Source organism: Brevibacillus dissolubilis, assembly GCF_006170445.1.
Taxonomy (GTDB): domain Bacteria; phylum Bacillota; class Bacilli; order Brevibacillales; family Brevibacillaceae; genus Brevibacillus_B; species Brevibacillus_B dissolubilis.
On sequence record NZ_VCNA01000003.1, the window covers coordinates 350,294 to 365,347 of the forward strand.

The 15,054-nt window shown below is 51.8% G+C and carries 10 protein-coding genes and 2 riboswitches; of the genes, 4 read left to right on the forward strand and 6 right to left on the reverse strand.

Annotated features, from left to right (window positions below; translation table 11 throughout):
• Positions 1 to 63: 63 nt before the first annotated feature.
• Both FGI41_RS24820 and FGI41_RS07765 read right to left on the reverse strand, forming a co-directional pair.
• On the reverse strand, positions 64 to 822 hold the full coding sequence (locus tag FGI41_RS24820) for a DUF4275 family protein (protein WP_176560177.1): 759 nt from the start codon (positions 820 to 822) through the stop codon (positions 64 to 66).
• A gap of 181 nt (positions 823 to 1,003) precedes the next feature.
• A complete protein-coding gene (locus FGI41_RS07765) occupies positions 1,004 to 3,586 on the reverse strand; it encodes an adenosylcobalamin-dependent ribonucleoside-diphosphate reductase (protein WP_255298365.1) in 2,583 nt (860 codons plus the stop codon).
• A 228-nt stretch (positions 3,587 to 3,814) separates the two neighbouring features.
• On the opposite strand from FGI41_RS07765, the gene dat reads away from it, so the two are divergent.
• Positions 3,815 to 4,654, forward strand: coding sequence for a D-amino-acid transaminase (gene dat, locus FGI41_RS07770; protein WP_139489391.1), 840 nt, complete (start codon positions 3,815 to 3,817; stop codon positions 4,652 to 4,654).
• Between the two features lie 510 nt (positions 4,655 to 5,164).
• On the opposite strand, the gene FGI41_RS07775 is transcribed toward dat, so the two are convergent.
• The 4 genes from FGI41_RS07775 to gcvT form a co-directional block, all read right to left on the reverse strand.
• Positions 5,165 to 5,995 carry a lipoate--protein ligase family protein gene (locus FGI41_RS07775; protein WP_139489392.1) on the reverse strand — a complete coding sequence of 277 codons (831 nt, stop codon included), beginning with the start codon at positions 5,993 to 5,995 and terminating at the stop codon, positions 5,165 to 5,167.
• A 250-nt stretch (positions 5,996 to 6,245) separates the two neighbouring features.
• The gene (gcvPB, locus tag FGI41_RS07780) at positions 6,246 to 7,679 is read right to left on the reverse strand and encodes an aminomethyl-transferring glycine dehydrogenase subunit GcvPB (protein ID WP_255298388.1); all 1,434 of its coding nucleotides are present in this window, start codon (positions 7,677 to 7,679) and stop codon (positions 6,246 to 6,248) included.
• 22 nt (positions 7,680 to 7,701) lie between these two features.
• Complete coding sequence (gcvPA, locus tag FGI41_RS07785) at positions 7,702 to 9,057, reverse strand: aminomethyl-transferring glycine dehydrogenase subunit GcvPA (RefSeq protein WP_139489394.1); 1,356 nt, start codon at positions 9,055 to 9,057, stop codon at positions 7,702 to 7,704.
• 28 nt (positions 9,058 to 9,085) lie between these two features.
• Positions 9,086 to 10,189 carry a glycine cleavage system aminomethyltransferase GcvT gene (gcvT, locus tag FGI41_RS07790; protein ID WP_139489395.1) on the reverse strand — a complete coding sequence of 368 codons (1,104 nt, stop codon included), beginning with the start codon at positions 10,187 to 10,189 and terminating at the stop codon, positions 9,086 to 9,088.
• 116 nt (positions 10,190 to 10,305) lie between these two features.
• Positions 10,306 to 10,405: riboswitch (glycine riboswitch) on the reverse strand.
• Positions 10,406 to 10,408: 3 nt separating this feature from the next.
• Positions 10,409 to 10,525, reverse strand: a riboswitch (glycine riboswitch).
• A 230-nt stretch (positions 10,526 to 10,755) separates the two neighbouring features.
• Between gcvT and FGI41_RS07795 the strand changes: the two genes are divergently transcribed.
• From FGI41_RS07795 to FGI41_RS07810, 3 genes are all read left to right on the forward strand, one after another.
• Complete coding sequence (locus FGI41_RS07795) at positions 10,756 to 12,468, forward strand: DEAD/DEAH box helicase (protein ID WP_139489396.1); 1,713 nt, start codon at positions 10,756 to 10,758, stop codon at positions 12,466 to 12,468.
• Between the two features lie 70 nt (positions 12,469 to 12,538).
• Entirely contained in the window at positions 12,539 to 14,062 is a 1,524-nt protein-coding gene (locus FGI41_RS25385) for a YqhG family protein (protein ID WP_255298366.1), read from the forward strand.
• Positions 14,063 to 14,172: 110 nt separating this feature from the next.
• Complete coding sequence (locus tag FGI41_RS07810; RefSeq protein WP_139489397.1) at positions 14,173 to 15,048, forward strand: hypothetical protein; 876 nt, start codon at positions 14,173 to 14,175, stop codon at positions 15,046 to 15,048.
• The last annotated feature ends 6 nt before the right edge of the window (positions 15,049 to 15,054 follow it).

Below are 15,054 nucleotides of genomic sequence, written 5' to 3' on the forward strand. Positions count from 1 at the left end.
GGTTATGACTTCCATTAAAACAGAGAGTGCTTAAAATTTTATAAACAATGCCTAAAACTTTAATTAATAAAGTCTTAGGCATTTGGTTCGGTGGATGTAGCTTTGTGGGAATTCGGGCAGGTGGAGAAAATAAGGTCCACAATTGGATTCGTGGGTATGTACATAGGTCCAGGTGAATTCTTTATCTACAATATAAATATCGTCTTCATATTCGAAATCGGAAGCGGTAATGCCAGCAGCCTCGGTAAGTAATAATGCCTTTCTCTGATGCTGGTAGAACACATAGCAGCTTGATTTCTCGATCATATCTAATGCCATCCTTGCCTCCTCTTCTTTTAGACAAGGATGTTTTCCAAAACTGAATAAGTGCCAGAGATATTGATGAAGATAAATGCGTTTTTTCTCTTTTGGTGTTAGGTGATCGGCAAATTTATTTTCCCAGCGGTCACGCAGTTTTCTGCCTTTCTTCTCCAGGAGGATGATGGGGATGTTTTTGGCAAGACCTTCTTTCTGCAAATCCTCGCTCCAGCTGATGATGTGATCCTGACGAAACTCTTCATACGTTAGGCAGTTTTCACCAAGGACTGTCCGCTCGTCCACCTGACCAAAAGACACTTCATACTTGTCGGTAATCTCAATCGTACACATGTACTTTCCTTTTTTGCTGTGCACCTGTATCATCTCGCCTATTTCGCATACCTCATCCGGTTGGGCATCATACCAGACTTTTGGTGTGCACGTCGCCGTCTTTTTTCCTTGGAGAATCTGCTGGACGAGGGTTTCGTCGTTTTCATCCCGACCCCAAAAGGTTGTTTTTTTCATATGGCTCACTTCCAATCTTTGATCTTTAAGCAAAGCATATCATATTACCACAAAAGGAAATCACTGTAATCAGGTACCCTCTCCAACTAAAAAACGTCCATATAAAAATAAAGCCCTGTATTAGCAATTCTTTTGCTAGTACAGGGCTTCGGACTTATGACATATATCTGTTTACCTACTCTTAACTACACTTCGAATACCCACAGCTCGTGCACGTCTTGCAGCCTTCCGCAGGCAACAGACTTGCCGATCCGCAAGACGGGCAGAAATCACGGTTGCCGCCATGGAAGTCGTCTTCAAAATCATGGTCATGCTGTGGCTCTGGGCTTGCCTTCACGTACTTCGGCTCGCTCGCAGCTGCTACGGATGCGTTCTCGTCTTCGCCGTCGAGGTGCATTTCCAGTGCTTTTGCTACTGCATCTGGGATGGACTCGACACGGTTGGCGCCGAAGCCGACTGCACCGGAACCGCCGATACCTTTGAGGTGCTTGATCAGCAGACGGGCTTTGTTTCCGTCAGGGAGTTCACCGAAACGCAGGAACAGCGTGGAGACGCGGCCGAGTGCTTCGGACATAGCGAAGACATCGGAGCCTGCTTTGCCTACATTGACGAGGACTTCGTACGGATGCCCGTCCACCTCGTTGACCGTGATGTAGGCTTTGCCCAGTGGGGTGTTCATTTTATAGGTAGCGCCGCTCAATTTTTTCGGGCGCTTGCTGTATTCGGATTTTTTCTTCCCTGCTTTGACTGGTGCGGTTGCAGCTGGTTGGGCGGCGACGGTGGTTTCCTTGGCTTCCGCTGTGGTTGCTTCGGTTGTTGATTCCGCCTTGGCCTCTGTTTTGTCTTCCTTCTTATCGGTAGAAAGAACCTGCACGTCACGGCTGCCGTCACGGTAGATGGTTACGCCTTTGCAACCAAGGTCAAACGCCAGCTCATAGAGACGCTTGGTGTCTTCGACAGTGAAGTCGTGCGGTGCGTTGGCTGTTTTGGAGATGGAAGAGTCGACCCACTTCTGAATCGCTGCTTGGACGCGGACATGATCCTCTGCACTGAGGGTCATGGCGCTCACGAAGAAGTCTGGGAAGTCTTGGTCTGGGTTTTGATCGACCCAGTCCTTCGCGATTGGTACGTATTGTTTATCGAAACCCAAGCGGCTCTGACGATAGTATTCAAACGCGTAGAACGGCTCGATCCCGGTGGAAGTGCCGACCATCGTACCTGTGGAGCCGGTCGGTGCTTGGGTGAGCAGGGTTACGTTGCGGATGCCTTTTTCGCGGATGGCATCTCTGACTTCGTCGTCAAATTGCTTCATGAAGCCGCTCATCAGGAATTTTTCGGTGTCAAACATCGGGAAGCTGCCTTTTTCCTCGGCGATCTCAGCAGATGCGAGATAAGCTTCGCGGGCGATGAAGTTGTACAGCTTGTCCAAGAATTCAAGAGATTCAGTGCTGCCGTAGCGGATTTCGAGCTTGATCAGCATTTCCGCCAGACCCATGGAGCCAAGACCGACGCGGCGTTCGCCTTTTTGGTTGGCTTCGTTCTCTTCAAAATGATATGGTGTCGCGTCAATGACGTTGTCCAGGAAACGCACGGAGTAGCGGACAGCGGTTGCGAGCTTGTCCCACTCTACTTCTTTATTGTCAACGAATTTGGAGAGGTTGAGGGCGGATAAGTTGCACACGCCCCATGCTGGGAGGCCTTGTTCTCCACACGGATTCGTACAAATGATCGGATTATAGTACCAGCTGTTGGACATATCATTGTAATACTCGATGAACACAATACCCGGTTCAGCGGATTTCCAAGCTGATTCAATGATGGTGTGCCATACATCGCGGGCACGGACGGTTTTGTAGACGTTGACTGCTTTGCCCAGCTCGTCGCGCCATTTGGTCAGGTTGCCGTCCCACAGCTCGTCATATTCAGGATCGGATGTATCAGGGAAGACGAGATCCCAGTCGAGGTCTTCCTTGACGGCTTTCATGAAACCGTTGGAGACGCAGACGGACAGGTTAGCGTTGGTAACCAGACCCATCTGTTGTTTAACGGTGATGAATTCGAGCAGGTCTGGATGCCAGTCGTTCATCATGAGCATGAGGGCTCCACGGCGACTTCCCCCTTGCTCAATTAACCCAGTCGTATAGCTGAACAATCCGCCCCACGATACAGAACCGCTGGACGAACCATTCACTCCACGGACGAGTGCACGTCGTGGACGCAGGCTGGACAGGTTGATCCCGACACCGCCGCCGCGTGACATGATCTCTGTCATCTGGCTGAGTGTCTCCATGATGCCGCCGCGTGAATCTTTCGGCGATGGGATCACGTAGCAGTTGAACAAGGTCAGCTCGTCACTGGCGCCTGCACCTGCTGCGATGCGTCCGCCTGGAACGAGTTTCCAATCATCTAAAAGTTCACGGAACTTGGCTGTCCACTCGGCACGTTTTTCCTCGGTTTTCTCAACGGATGCGAGTGCTGTGGCCAGCCTGTCCCACAATGCTTCAGGTGTAAGCTCCAGCGGACGGGTGGTGCGCTCCAACGGGCTTTCGAATGTATCTCCGCTGCGAAGCTGGATGGTCGCGATGTTATTGTTGAGCGCGATCACTTCTCCAACTTCCTTCTGCGGAAATTTGGGGTCATCTTTCGTAAGTACGAGGACGGTATCCCCTACAGTTGTCTTTTTATAGTTGAGGTCCTTCATCGCATATCGATCTAAAAAGATCTTCTCACTTAACCCCTCTAATCGTTTCCCATTTGATGTCACAGAAACTTCCCCTCCAGTAGTCCACAGCAAATTGACCCGATTCGGTCAATTTGTTATGGTGTATGTAATGCATGGTTAAACATGTATCTCATCTCGATGAGACGTTTCTAAAGATACCACACGCTTCGACATGAATCAATATCTTGACGCGCACGAAATTTTTTTCGACATCCAACACTATATATTGTGGTGAGGTGTTAGACTTTTAGTTCCTTGGGGGGATTGACAATGTATTACGTAGACGGGCGTTGGGTTGAAGCGGGTCAGGCCGCGATTTATCCCGAAGACCGGGGGTATAATTTTGGTGACGGAATCTATGAAGTCGCCCGAATTTACCAAGGCAAGATTTATCAATGGAAAGAGCATTTGGAGCGTCTAAACCGCTCTGCGACTGAGATCGGGATGAAGCTGCCCTGGTCGGAAGATGAGCTTCTGGATATCGTCCAAGAATTGATGAAAAAAAATCTTCCAACACAAGATGTTGATGCTGTCCTCTACATACAGATCACGCGTGGGGTTGAGCCTCGTAATTTCAATTATTCTCAAAACATTAAGCCGATTCTGACCGCTTTTGTCCGCGAAAAGGCTCGTCCGCTCCATGACATGCAAAACGGCATCACCGCCACCCTCGTTCGCGATATCCGCTGGCTGCGCTGCGACATCAAAACACTCAACCTCCTCGGTGCCGCCATGGCCAAGCAGCAAGCCGTCGAAAACGGCTACCATGACGCCATCCTCCACCGCGACGGACTCGTCACCGAGGGCAGTGCCTCCAACCTCTTCGCCGTCAAAAACGGTGTCCTTCACACCCACCCAGCCACCAACCTCATCCTCCACGGCATCACCCGAGCTACCGTGATTGGACTGGCACAAGATCTGGGGATTCAGGTGATCGAAGAGGTGTTTGATACTGAATTTTTAAAAGAGTCAGATGAGTTGTTCTATACCGGAACGACAACCGAGATCTGCCCAATCGTTTCCGTTGACGGAAAAGCAATCGGTACGGGCAAAGTCGGCGAGGTTGTGAAGAGATTGCAAGAGGCTTTTGATAAGCATATTGCAGAGTAAGATAGGCAAATGGAAACGAGCCAAGCAAAGAAACATATATAATAGAAAAGAAGTAAAAATCAAGAAGAAAGAATTACAGAAAGCTACATAGGAGTGCTTCGGATTAGACAGGATCGTTAAGGAAGCAGCTATCGCCAAATCTCCGAAGATAAGAGAGAAGCCTAGATTGCCACCACCGCTAGTGGATCAACCTAGGCTTTTTTATTTTTCATTGCTCCTGTCTTTCCCTACTCCCTAGCCGGCTGGAGAGGAGGCGACATTCATGACGTGCGCCTCTTTGAACCGCCCCCCAGCGAAGCAAGCATCATGTGTGGCTAACGCTCCCCTGAATCCGCCCAGGGGCAAACCCCTTCGCTTGAATCCGCTTCCTCGAACATTTTTGACCCGGCCCACACTTGATGATTGAGAAGCGGCCAGTCTCTTCTTCGAAGCGAGGTTCAACAAGGCAACGCCATGAATGTCGCCTCCTCTCCCACTCCGAATCCAGGGATTCAAGCCAAAAACAACTAACTATCGCCGGAAATTCCACTCCCGCGTACTATATCTAGTTTCCGCCAACTCTTCCGCTAGCTTTTGCTCATACTCACTCAACTCAGACGGCACAAGCTCCACCCCAAGTCCACTCGCAAACCCTTTATAAAACGCCTCAATCGACTCCGGCAGCTCAATCCGCCGTTCGCTCACCTCATTAATCGTCACCGCTCTCTCCCGGAATCCGTCAATCATCCGCTGACGCAGACGGTCACTGGAGAACTTCAACAGCGAGAACAGCATGTCCACATCCATATCCAACAGAATCGACCCATGCTGCAAAATCACGCCCTTCTGACGCGTCTGGGCACTGCCTGCGACCTTTTTGCCCTCGACGACGAGTTCATACCAGGATGGCGAGTCAAAGCACGCAGACGAGCCAGGAGAGCTGTATTTTTCCTTCTCCTCTTCGCTTGCAAGCGATACCATTTCTGCATTCAAGCCAAGATTCTGAAAACCATGCAAAAGCCCCATCGAGAGAACCTTGTACGATTCGTTCACACTGCGCGGCATATTGGGATAATCCTCGTTGACGATCACGCTGTAGGTTAGCTCCTGATCATGAAACACAGCGCGTCCCCCTGTCGCACGGCGCACGAAGCCAAAGCCGTGACGCTCTACTGCCTCGATATCGATCTCTTTTTCTGCCTTTTGAAAATAGCCGATGGACAGTGTAGCAGGGTCCCATGTATAGAAACGAACGGTCGGTGGTACTTTTCCTTCACTGTGAGCGATGAGGATAGCTTCATCAATCGCCATGTTCATTGCTGGTGACATATTTTCAGTGATGATATAGCGCCAGGATGTCATCTGATAGAGTCTCCCCTTTTTATCATTTATGTATAAAAAAATGAAACGTAACTCGTCCATTGTACGTCTCATTAATTAGACAGGCAAGCATGAGCGGCAACTTACGCAAGACAACTACGAGTCAGACCCAATACGGAGGTAACGAGTGATGAGAAATTTTAATGTACTGTAAAAAAACAACCGAGCTATATCAATAAAAAGGACTGCCTCCATTTGTGAGACAGTCCTTTTTATATGTGATGCGAAAGTTTTACACTTCTTTGGTATAACGCAGGATCGGCTTACGGGCCGCTGTCGCTTCATCCAGACGCTTAACCACAGTGGTGTGAGGAGCTTCCTGTACGATCTCTGGAGTCTCTTCGCACTCGCGGGCAATCTGGAGCATGACGTCGATGAACTCGTCGAGGGTTTCTTTGGTCTCGGTTTCGGTCGGTTCGATCATCAGGCACTCTTCGACGATGAGCGGGAAGTAGATCGTTGGTGGATGGTAGCCGAAGTCAAGAAGACGCTTCGCGATGTCGAGGGTACGCACGCCTTGTTTTTTCTGGCGAATACCGGAGAGGACGAATTCGTGCTTGCACACGACATCATATGGCAGATGATACGCAGTTGCGAGGCGGCGCATCATGTAGTTGGCATTGAGTACCGCATACTCGGATACTTTGCGCAGACCGTCTGCACCCATGGTACGGATGTAGCTGTAAGCACGCAGCAGGATCCCGAAGTTACCGTTGAAGCCTTTGACACGTCCGATGGTTTGTGGACGCTCGCTGTCCATGTAGTAGCTGCCGTCTTCACGCTGAGCTACGATTGGAGCTGGCAGGAACGGGATGAGGATTTCTTTTACGCCGACTGGACCTGCACCTGGGCCACCGCCGCCGTGAGGGCCAGTGAAGGTTTTGTGCAGATTCAAGTGAACGACGTCAAAGCCCATGTCACCCGGACGAGCGATGCCGAGGATCGCGTTGGCATTGGCACCATCGTAGTAGAGCAGGCCGCCCGCTTCGTGGACGATCTGTGCCATTTCTACGATATCCTCTTCGAACAGACCAAGGGTGTTCGGGTTGGTCAGCATGAGTGCTGCAGTGTCAGGGCCTACCGCTGCGCGGAGTGCTTCGATGTCTACGAGACCACGGTCGTTGGACGGGATGGTGATCGTCTCAAGACCTGCGATCGTCGCAGATGCCGGGTTGGTACCGTGTGCGGAGTTCGGCACGATAACCTTGGTACGGTTCGCTTCACCACGGCTCTCGTGGTAAGCGCGGATCATCATCAGACCAGTCCACTCCCCTGCTGCACCTGCTGCAGGCTGGAGGGTTACAGCGTCCATACCGGTGATTTCAGCGAGGTCTTGCTGCAGGTTGTACATGACTTCGAGTGCGCCCTGTACAGACTCATCTGGCTGGTATGGGTGGATGTGAGCGAAACCAGCGTAACGCGCCACGTCCTCATTGATTTTTGGATTGTATTTCATCGTGCAGGAACCGAGTGGGTAGAAGCCGTTGTCTACACCATGGTTGCGGCGGGAGAGTTCGGTATAGTGACGAACCAGCTGAAGCTCAGAGACTTCTGGCAGTTCAGCTGGGGTTTCACGGATCAGGTGTTGCGGGAGCAGTGAGGTCACATCTACTTCCGGCACATCAAGCTCAGGCAGGTTGTAGGCTACGCGGCCCGGTCTGCTCATTTCAAAGATGAGTTCTTTTTCTTTATGCACGTACGATCGCCTCCAGTTCTTGCGCCAAGGTATCAATCTCCGCTTTGGTACGAAGCTCGGTGACTGCGATCAGCATGTGATTCGCAAGTTCTGGGTAGTCGAGGCCGAGATCGTAGCCGCCGATGATGCCTGCGTTAAGCAATGCGGTGTTGACATCCTTCACCGGTTTTGGAAGCTTCACGACGAATTCGTTGAAGGTTGGGCTGTTGAAGACCACTTCGAGACCTGCAGTGTTTGCCAGGGCTTGCTTCGCGTAGTGAGCCTTTTGCAGGTTCATCATCGCCATCTCCTGTACGCCTTGTTTGCCAAGAGCGGTCATGGTGACAGATGCAGCGAGTGCGAGGAGCGCTTGGTTGGAGCAGATGTTGGATGTCGCTTTTTCGCGGCGGATATGCTGTTCACGGGCTTGCAGGGTGAGTACGAAGCCGCGTTTGCCTTCTTCGTCTTTGGTCTGACCGACGATTCGGCCTGGCATTTTGCGCATCAGCTTGGAAGTGGTGGCAAAGTAACCGCAGTGTGGGCCGCCGAAGGATACTGGAATCCCGAATGGCTGCATGTCACCGGTTACGATGTCTGCGCCGAGTTTACCAGGTGCTTCGAGTACGCCGAGTGCTACAGGGTTGGATGCAACGATGAAGAGTGCGCCTTTGTCTGCTGCGATTTTTTTGATCGCGGCGAGGTCTTCGATGGAGCCGAAGAAGTTCGGATACTGCACGATCACTGCACCTGTACCATCTGTAACAGACGCTTCGAGTGCTGCCAGATCAGTTACACCTGCTTGGGTATAGCCGACAGTGACGACTTCAACGCTTTGACCTGCTGCATAGGTAGTGAGAACGTCGCGGTATTCTGGGTGAACCGCACCGGATACGACCACGCGGGCTTTGTTGGTGTGGCCTGCCGCCATCATCGCTGCTTCCGCTGTAGAGGTAGCGCCGTCGTACATGGAAGAGTTGGCTACTTCCATGCCAGTCATTTCACATACCATGGTTTGGAATTCAAAGATCGCCTGGAGTTCACCTTGGCTGATCTCTGGTTGATAAGGAGTGTACGCGGTGAAGAACTCACCACGCAGAAGCATATGGTTGACGGTGCTTGGGATGTAGTGCTGGTACGCACCTGCACCGAGGAAGTTCACATGGGTGGTGAAGTTGGCGTTTTTATTGGAGAGTGCGCTGAAATAACGCACATGGTCCACTTCGTTGAGCGCCTCAGAGATGTTGAGCTCACGCGGGAAGCGTACTTCTTTTGGAATGTCGGTGAAAAGCTCTTCGATGCTGTTGATTCCGAGCGCTTCAAACATCTCGCGCTTGTCTTGATCCGTTTGTGGAAGATAACGGTATCTCACAGTGTGGTTCCCCCTTATGGCGAATGCCTTACTTTTTCTCGCGTTTATAGAATGGAGCAGCAACGACTACGGATTTGAGGCGTTTGCCGCGGATCTCTACGTCGAGGTTGGTACCGATTGCGGCGAATTCGGATTTGACGAGTGCCAGACCGACGTTCTTTTTCAGCGTAGGAGACTGAGTACCTGTGGTCACTTCGCCCACTTGCTCGTCACCCACAAAGACTGGGTAATGGCTGCGCGGGATGCCGCGGTCAATCATCTCTATGCCGACCAGCTTGCGTGGGGCACCATTTTCTTTTTGCGCCTTGAGCACGTCGTTACCGATGCATGGCACGTCTTTGTCTACCTTGACAGCAAAGCCGATGCCAGCTTCGATCGGTGTGATATCCTTGGACAGCTCTTGGCCGTACAGCGGCAGCTTCGCTTCAAAACGGAGCGTGTCGCGTGCACCAAGACCCGTCGGGAGCAGGCCGTCTTCTTTGCCCGCTTCGAGGATGGTGTGCCAGAGCTGCTCGGCTTTGTCTGCATCCATGTACAGCTCGAAGCCATCTTCACCGGTGTAGCCGGTACGGGATGCGAGGCAAGGTACGCCGTCCACTACCACATTGCGCTCAAAACGGAAGAAGCCGATTTGGGACAGGTCGGTCGTGGTCAGCTTTTGCAGGATGCGCTCAGCGTCTGGGCCTTGGATCGCCAGCTGTGCGGTCTGTGCGGAGATGTTCTCGATCGTCACGTTGTCGGTGAGATTTTCCTGCATCCACGCGAAGTCCTTGTCGATGTTGCCTGCATTGATAACGAGCAGATAGTGGTCATCTGCATATTTGTAGACAAGCAGGTCATCCACAGTACCACCGTCCGGGTAGCACATCGCACTGTATTGCGCCTGGTTGACAGCCAGCTTGGATACGTCATTGGTGGTCAGGCGTTGCAGATAGTAGAGAGCGCCTTCGCCTTTTACATCTACTTCACCCATGTGGCTTACGTCGAACAGACCTGCTTTGGTACGTACCGCTTCATGCTCTTGGGTGATGCTTGAGAATTGGACCGGAAGCTCCCAGCCACCGAAGTCAATTGTTTTAGCGCCATAACGGCTATACGCCTCAAATACCGGCGTGCGTTTCAGATCTGCCATGGTACATCCACCTCCTATGTATTTCCACGCTTTACTTTTCCCCGATTCCAAGCAAAAAAGGACAGAACCAAAGAAAAGGTTGCGCGTATGACAAACAGCGCCCCTATTCTCTTGGTCTCTGTCCTGTGTACCTGAGAGTTACCTCGCGATGATCTCGATGACTGACATGCTCGCAAGTTTCCCCTTTGGTGGCTCATCATCGAGCTCTCTCCAGAGGTGCGTCCGGTAGAGGTACTTTTGCCTGAGAGATTCACCCGTGGGCTTGCTCCTTCGGCGTCGTCCTACTTGGAATATTCCGACTCGAAATATTCCGACGATCTCTCCCTACTACTTTCAACCGCATAAGATCGGGATTATTATACATATTTTGCACCATACTTAGCCATACTGAGACTATGTGTATGTGCTTCTGTTCTTATCCTAACACGAGTTCGGCAAGTTGAAAATAACAAATTGATTGATTCACAAAAAAATCTTAACAAGAATCATATACTTGTATACGAATGTTAGGATTTTACCAGATGACCGTTCTTATACTACCCACAATTCGGAAGGAGGTAGTACCGATGCCGAATATTCCCGTGACATTCGACCGCTCGTGGGTACAGGAATTGAGTGACATGATCCAAACCGACGGACCATGGCACCGCTATGAATTGTTCAAGCTGGCCCTGCAAGCCGAGGACGCGCTTGCGGTCAAAGAATTCGACCAGCTGCAGGCACTCAAATACCTGCCGAAGCTCTCCCCCTTCCCCCACCAGCTCCAGACCGCAGAAAAAGTGCTCAATGAGATGCGCGGACGGGCAATTCTGGCAGACGAGGTAGGCTTGGGGAAAACGATTGAGGCTGGCTTGATTATGAAAGAATATATGGTTCGTGGACTGGCGAAGAAGATTCTGATTCTCGTCCCGGCCTCGCTCGTCATCCAGTGGACCAAAGAGCTGAACAGCAAATTCGGCATACCCGCCGTCGCACAGAAAAAGGAATATATGTGGCGGCAGCACGATGTGGTGGTCGCGTCCATCGATACCGCCAAGCGTGATCCCCACAGACGGCATGTACTTGATATTGAGTATGACATGTTAATTATTGATGAAGCACATAAGTTAAAAAACAAACGGACGAGAAACTATCAATTCGTCCAAGAGGTTAAGAAAAAATATTGTTTATTGTTAACAGCGACACCGATCCAAAATGAGATGGATGAATTGTATAACTTGATTAATCTGCTTCGCCCCGGTCACCTCGGCCACAACACCTCTTTCTCCCAAAACTATGTCGAGGGCAAGCGACAAGCCAAAAACAACGAACAATTAAAAGAAGAAATCCAAAAAATCATGATCCGCAACAGGCGCAGTGACGGTGGCGTCTATTTCACCACCCGCCGCGTGCAGTCGGTGCCAATTGAACTCTCACCAGATGAGAGAGAGCTGTACGACGGGGTGACTCATTTTGTCCGGACGCATTATCGATCAGGCTTGGGCGGTGTCAATGCACTGGCTCTCCTCACCTTGCAGCGTGAGGTCTGCTCCAGTCGGGAAGCCGCTTTTATGACGCTGTACAACATGATTCAGCGTACGCAGGAAGGTTCTCCTGAGCACCAAGAGATTATGCGCCTCATCGAGATCATCAAGCGGATCAAGAATCACTCCAAGGCAGAAAAAACCGTCGAGCTGCTCAAAGAGATCAATGACAAGGTGATCATTTTCACCGAGTATCGGAATACGCAGAATTACTTACAAAAATATCTCCACGAAAACGGCATCACCTCTGTCCCCTTCCGAGGCGGCTTCAAGCGGAGCAAAAAGGACTGGATGACCGAGCTGTTCCAAAACCGCGCCCAGGTCTTAATCGCCACCGAAGCGGGCGGCGAAGGGATCAACCTGCAATTTTGCAACCAAGTGATCAACTACGACCTGCCATGGAACCCGATGCGGATCGAGCAGCGGATCGGCCGCGTGCATCGTCTCGGGCAAAAGCGGGACGTACATATCTACAATCTCTCAACCAGCGGCACAATCGAGGAGCATATCCTTAATCTTTTATATGAAAAAATCGATCTGTTCGAGATGGTCATCGGGGAACTGGACGATATCGTCGAACGCCTCGGCCTCTCCGACTCCCTGGAAAAAAGTCTGGTCGACATCATCATGGACTCCAAAAGTGAGCGTGAGATGGCGATCAAGCTCGAAAACATGGGACATGCCATGCGGAGTGTCCGCGAGCAGAAACGGATCAGTGATCCGCAGGCCCAGTTGAAGGAAGCGAGTCCGTCGTAAGGTTGGCTGTTGGCAGCTGTTTTTCGCGGCTGTACTTTTTGATCGTAGTGAAACCAAGGAGGCGCTGTGCATGAATCAACAGGAAGTACGCCGCTTCGTGGAGGAATACTTCACCGCCTTTCACTCCCACGTCGCCGAGTCGCACCCCGATTATCTGAGCGTCAAACTCACCGAAGAAGTGGACAAGGATATCGGCAACCGTCCGTTTTACTGGTCATGGGTCGAGCGAATGGGCATGCAGCCGCAGCCGATGACGCTTACCTTTTTCTTCGACGCGGAAAAGATTCCACAGGGGGTGCGCGGGGAAGAGCTTCATTTTGGCTCTGGGCGCATGCACCAGATTTTTCAGTCCACGTATCGGCACGGGCGGTTCGTCTGCATGTACGAGCACAATGAAGCCCAGCAGTCCCGTATGCTTCTGTCGAAAAACCGCTCGACACCCTTGACCCCGTGGCTCAACCTGAATCTCAAGATTTCGTTCATCTGTGACAAAAAACGGGATCTGATCCTACACGTAGGGATTAATCTACATAATCCGAAGCTTAAGATCGTGCATGATTTCTATACTTTTTTACAGCAGTTGAACCTCTCGCCTGCGATCCCTAACTATTTTTATACACTGGAACAGAATCTGTCGGTCGATCAGGCGGCGAATCGGGCGATTGATGAGGTGTACCGGATCATCGACGAGCAGGATCAGGCTTGGGCAGATGCCGCGCGAGAGCGGCTGGCAGAAGAGCTGGAGATTCTGGAGGCGTATTATACGGAGATGGCGCTGCGGGAGAAGGAAGCGGCGAAGGAGCAGGAGGATGGAAGTGACGCAGAGACTGCGGATGCAGACGGTGCAAGTGTGAAGGGAAATGGGAAGAAAAAAGCCGTGAAGTCGAAGAAGGCGAAACAGAGCGTGGAAGCGGTCGTGGATGTGGGTGAGGATGTGGATTCAGTCACAGCAGATCCCGTTGAGAATGCAGAAGCAGGCGAGGCTGGCGAAAATGTTGCGGTTGAGGAATCAGGTGTTTCGGCTTCCTTTTTTGCTCCTGACTCATCACGAGCTATTGCTTCGGCTCCTTCTTCCACGCCAGCCAATGCCCCCTCTCTGTCATCCATACCAGCTACCGCTACCTCCCCTACTTCAACACGAGCTATCGCTTCCTCTCCCGCTATGACAGACGGCGGCACTGCCGGGAAACGTACGACCGTTTCAGCCCTTCTCCGTGGAGAACGTCCTGTGGGCGATCAACCTGTTTTTTCACCCCAACCCATCCTCAATCCACTGCCAGCCGATACCGAAGCGGCCACTGAGCTTACAGGCTCCACGACGGTAGTTGGGTCAGGCTCCCCTGCGGTAGTTGGATCAGACAGCACGGCGCAAGCCCCCTCCCAAGGTACGGGCGGACGTATCCTCGACTTTTTACGCATGAATGGCATCCCGGAGCCGACCAAGGTCGAGGAGCTGGACGAATGGGTGAAAAGCACGCCGGAAGAGGAAAAACAGCGCCGCATGGATGAGCTTCGCTGGCAGTATGAGCCGCGCATCGAGGTAAAGCTGATCAACGGCGGTCTGTTTTATCTACACAATATGCCCCCGATTTGATGGCATTTGTCGATGAAAAAGAGGCATATACCTGACAGCAACCCACAAAATTTTTTCCGGTATTTGGTTACAATTGTTCCTGTAACCTATGAAAAGGGATGGTGGAAAAAGTGAAACTCCGTACTCTCCTGACCCACGCGCTCGTCTTCGCGCTGGTGCTCACCGCTCCGCTGACGGCTCTTGCCGAGCAAGAGACCTGGAGCCAAGCGCTCAGCCAACAGATACATACCTGGATGACCCAGCTCGCCCAAAAGGACAAGCAATTCGCCCCTTGGCAGGATGCCACCGTCAAAGTGGAAGCACTCGGCCCAGGCTCCCACCAGTGGCTCGTGACCATCCACAAAGACGGCAACCAGCTCGGCTACATGGTTGTCGGCGAGGTCCCCGCACCAGAAACCCCAGAGGGTCAGGCACCTCAGGTAGAGAGCCGCACGCCTGATTTTGCCCTGATGGAATACGGTCTTGGCGAATACCTGCTGTTCGACGAGGCCATCTCCCCGATGCGCTCCTCGGCACAGCTCATCTATGACGGTCTCTCCTCCTTCTGGGAAGTGGCCGAGCACGACACCATTCAATACTATGACGCCAAAACCGGCGAAAAATATCCGTCCATCGCCAAACCCGACTCGTTCGTCATGCCGACACTGGGCGCGGACAAGCTGATCAACAGCCAGGACTCCCTGCAGACAGTCAAGACACTCAGCACCCAGCCTGCCGACCCGTTTGCCACCAGTGACTGGATGATGTCCAAGCCGCTTCAGCCGACCCAGCAATCTCCGCTCACTTGGCAGCAGGTGATCAACGCGCAAGCAGCCAAACCAGTGATTTTCACCGCCAATCTGTTCCAAGACGAGGTGCTGGCTCCGTTCTCGATCGGGTCTGTACACGTCTGGGACGACACCGCCTACATCGGCGTGTGGGATGAGGGACTCCGCTTCCTTCCCTCCTCCTACATGGAGAAAGTTGGTCATCTATTCGTGCAATAGGGAATT

Bases quoted from the DNA above. Each gene is read 5' to 3' on its own strand.
- FGI41_RS24820 (WP_176560177.1), bottom strand. From the start codon at position 822: ATGAAAAAAACAACCTTTTGGGGTCGGGATGAAAACGACGAAACCCTC.
- dat (WP_139489391.1), top strand. From the start codon at position 3,815: ATGTATTACGTAGACGGGCGTTGGGTTGAAGCGGGTCAGGCCGCGATT.
- FGI41_RS07775 (WP_139489392.1), bottom strand. From the start codon at position 5,995: ATGACATCCTGGCGCTATATCATCACTGAAAATATGTCACCAGCAATG.
- gcvPB (WP_255298388.1), bottom strand. From the start codon at position 7,679: ATGAGCAGACCGGGCCGCGTAGCCTACAACCTGCCTGAGCTTGATGTG.
- gcvT (WP_139489395.1), bottom strand. From the start codon at position 10,189: ATGGCAGATCTGAAACGCACGCCGGTATTTGAGGCGTATAGCCGTTAT.
- FGI41_RS07795 (WP_139489396.1), top strand. From the start codon at position 10,756: ATGCCGAATATTCCCGTGACATTCGACCGCTCGTGGGTACAGGAATTG.
- FGI41_RS25385 (WP_255298366.1), top strand. From the start codon at position 12,539: ATGAATCAACAGGAAGTACGCCGCTTCGTGGAGGAATACTTCACCGCC.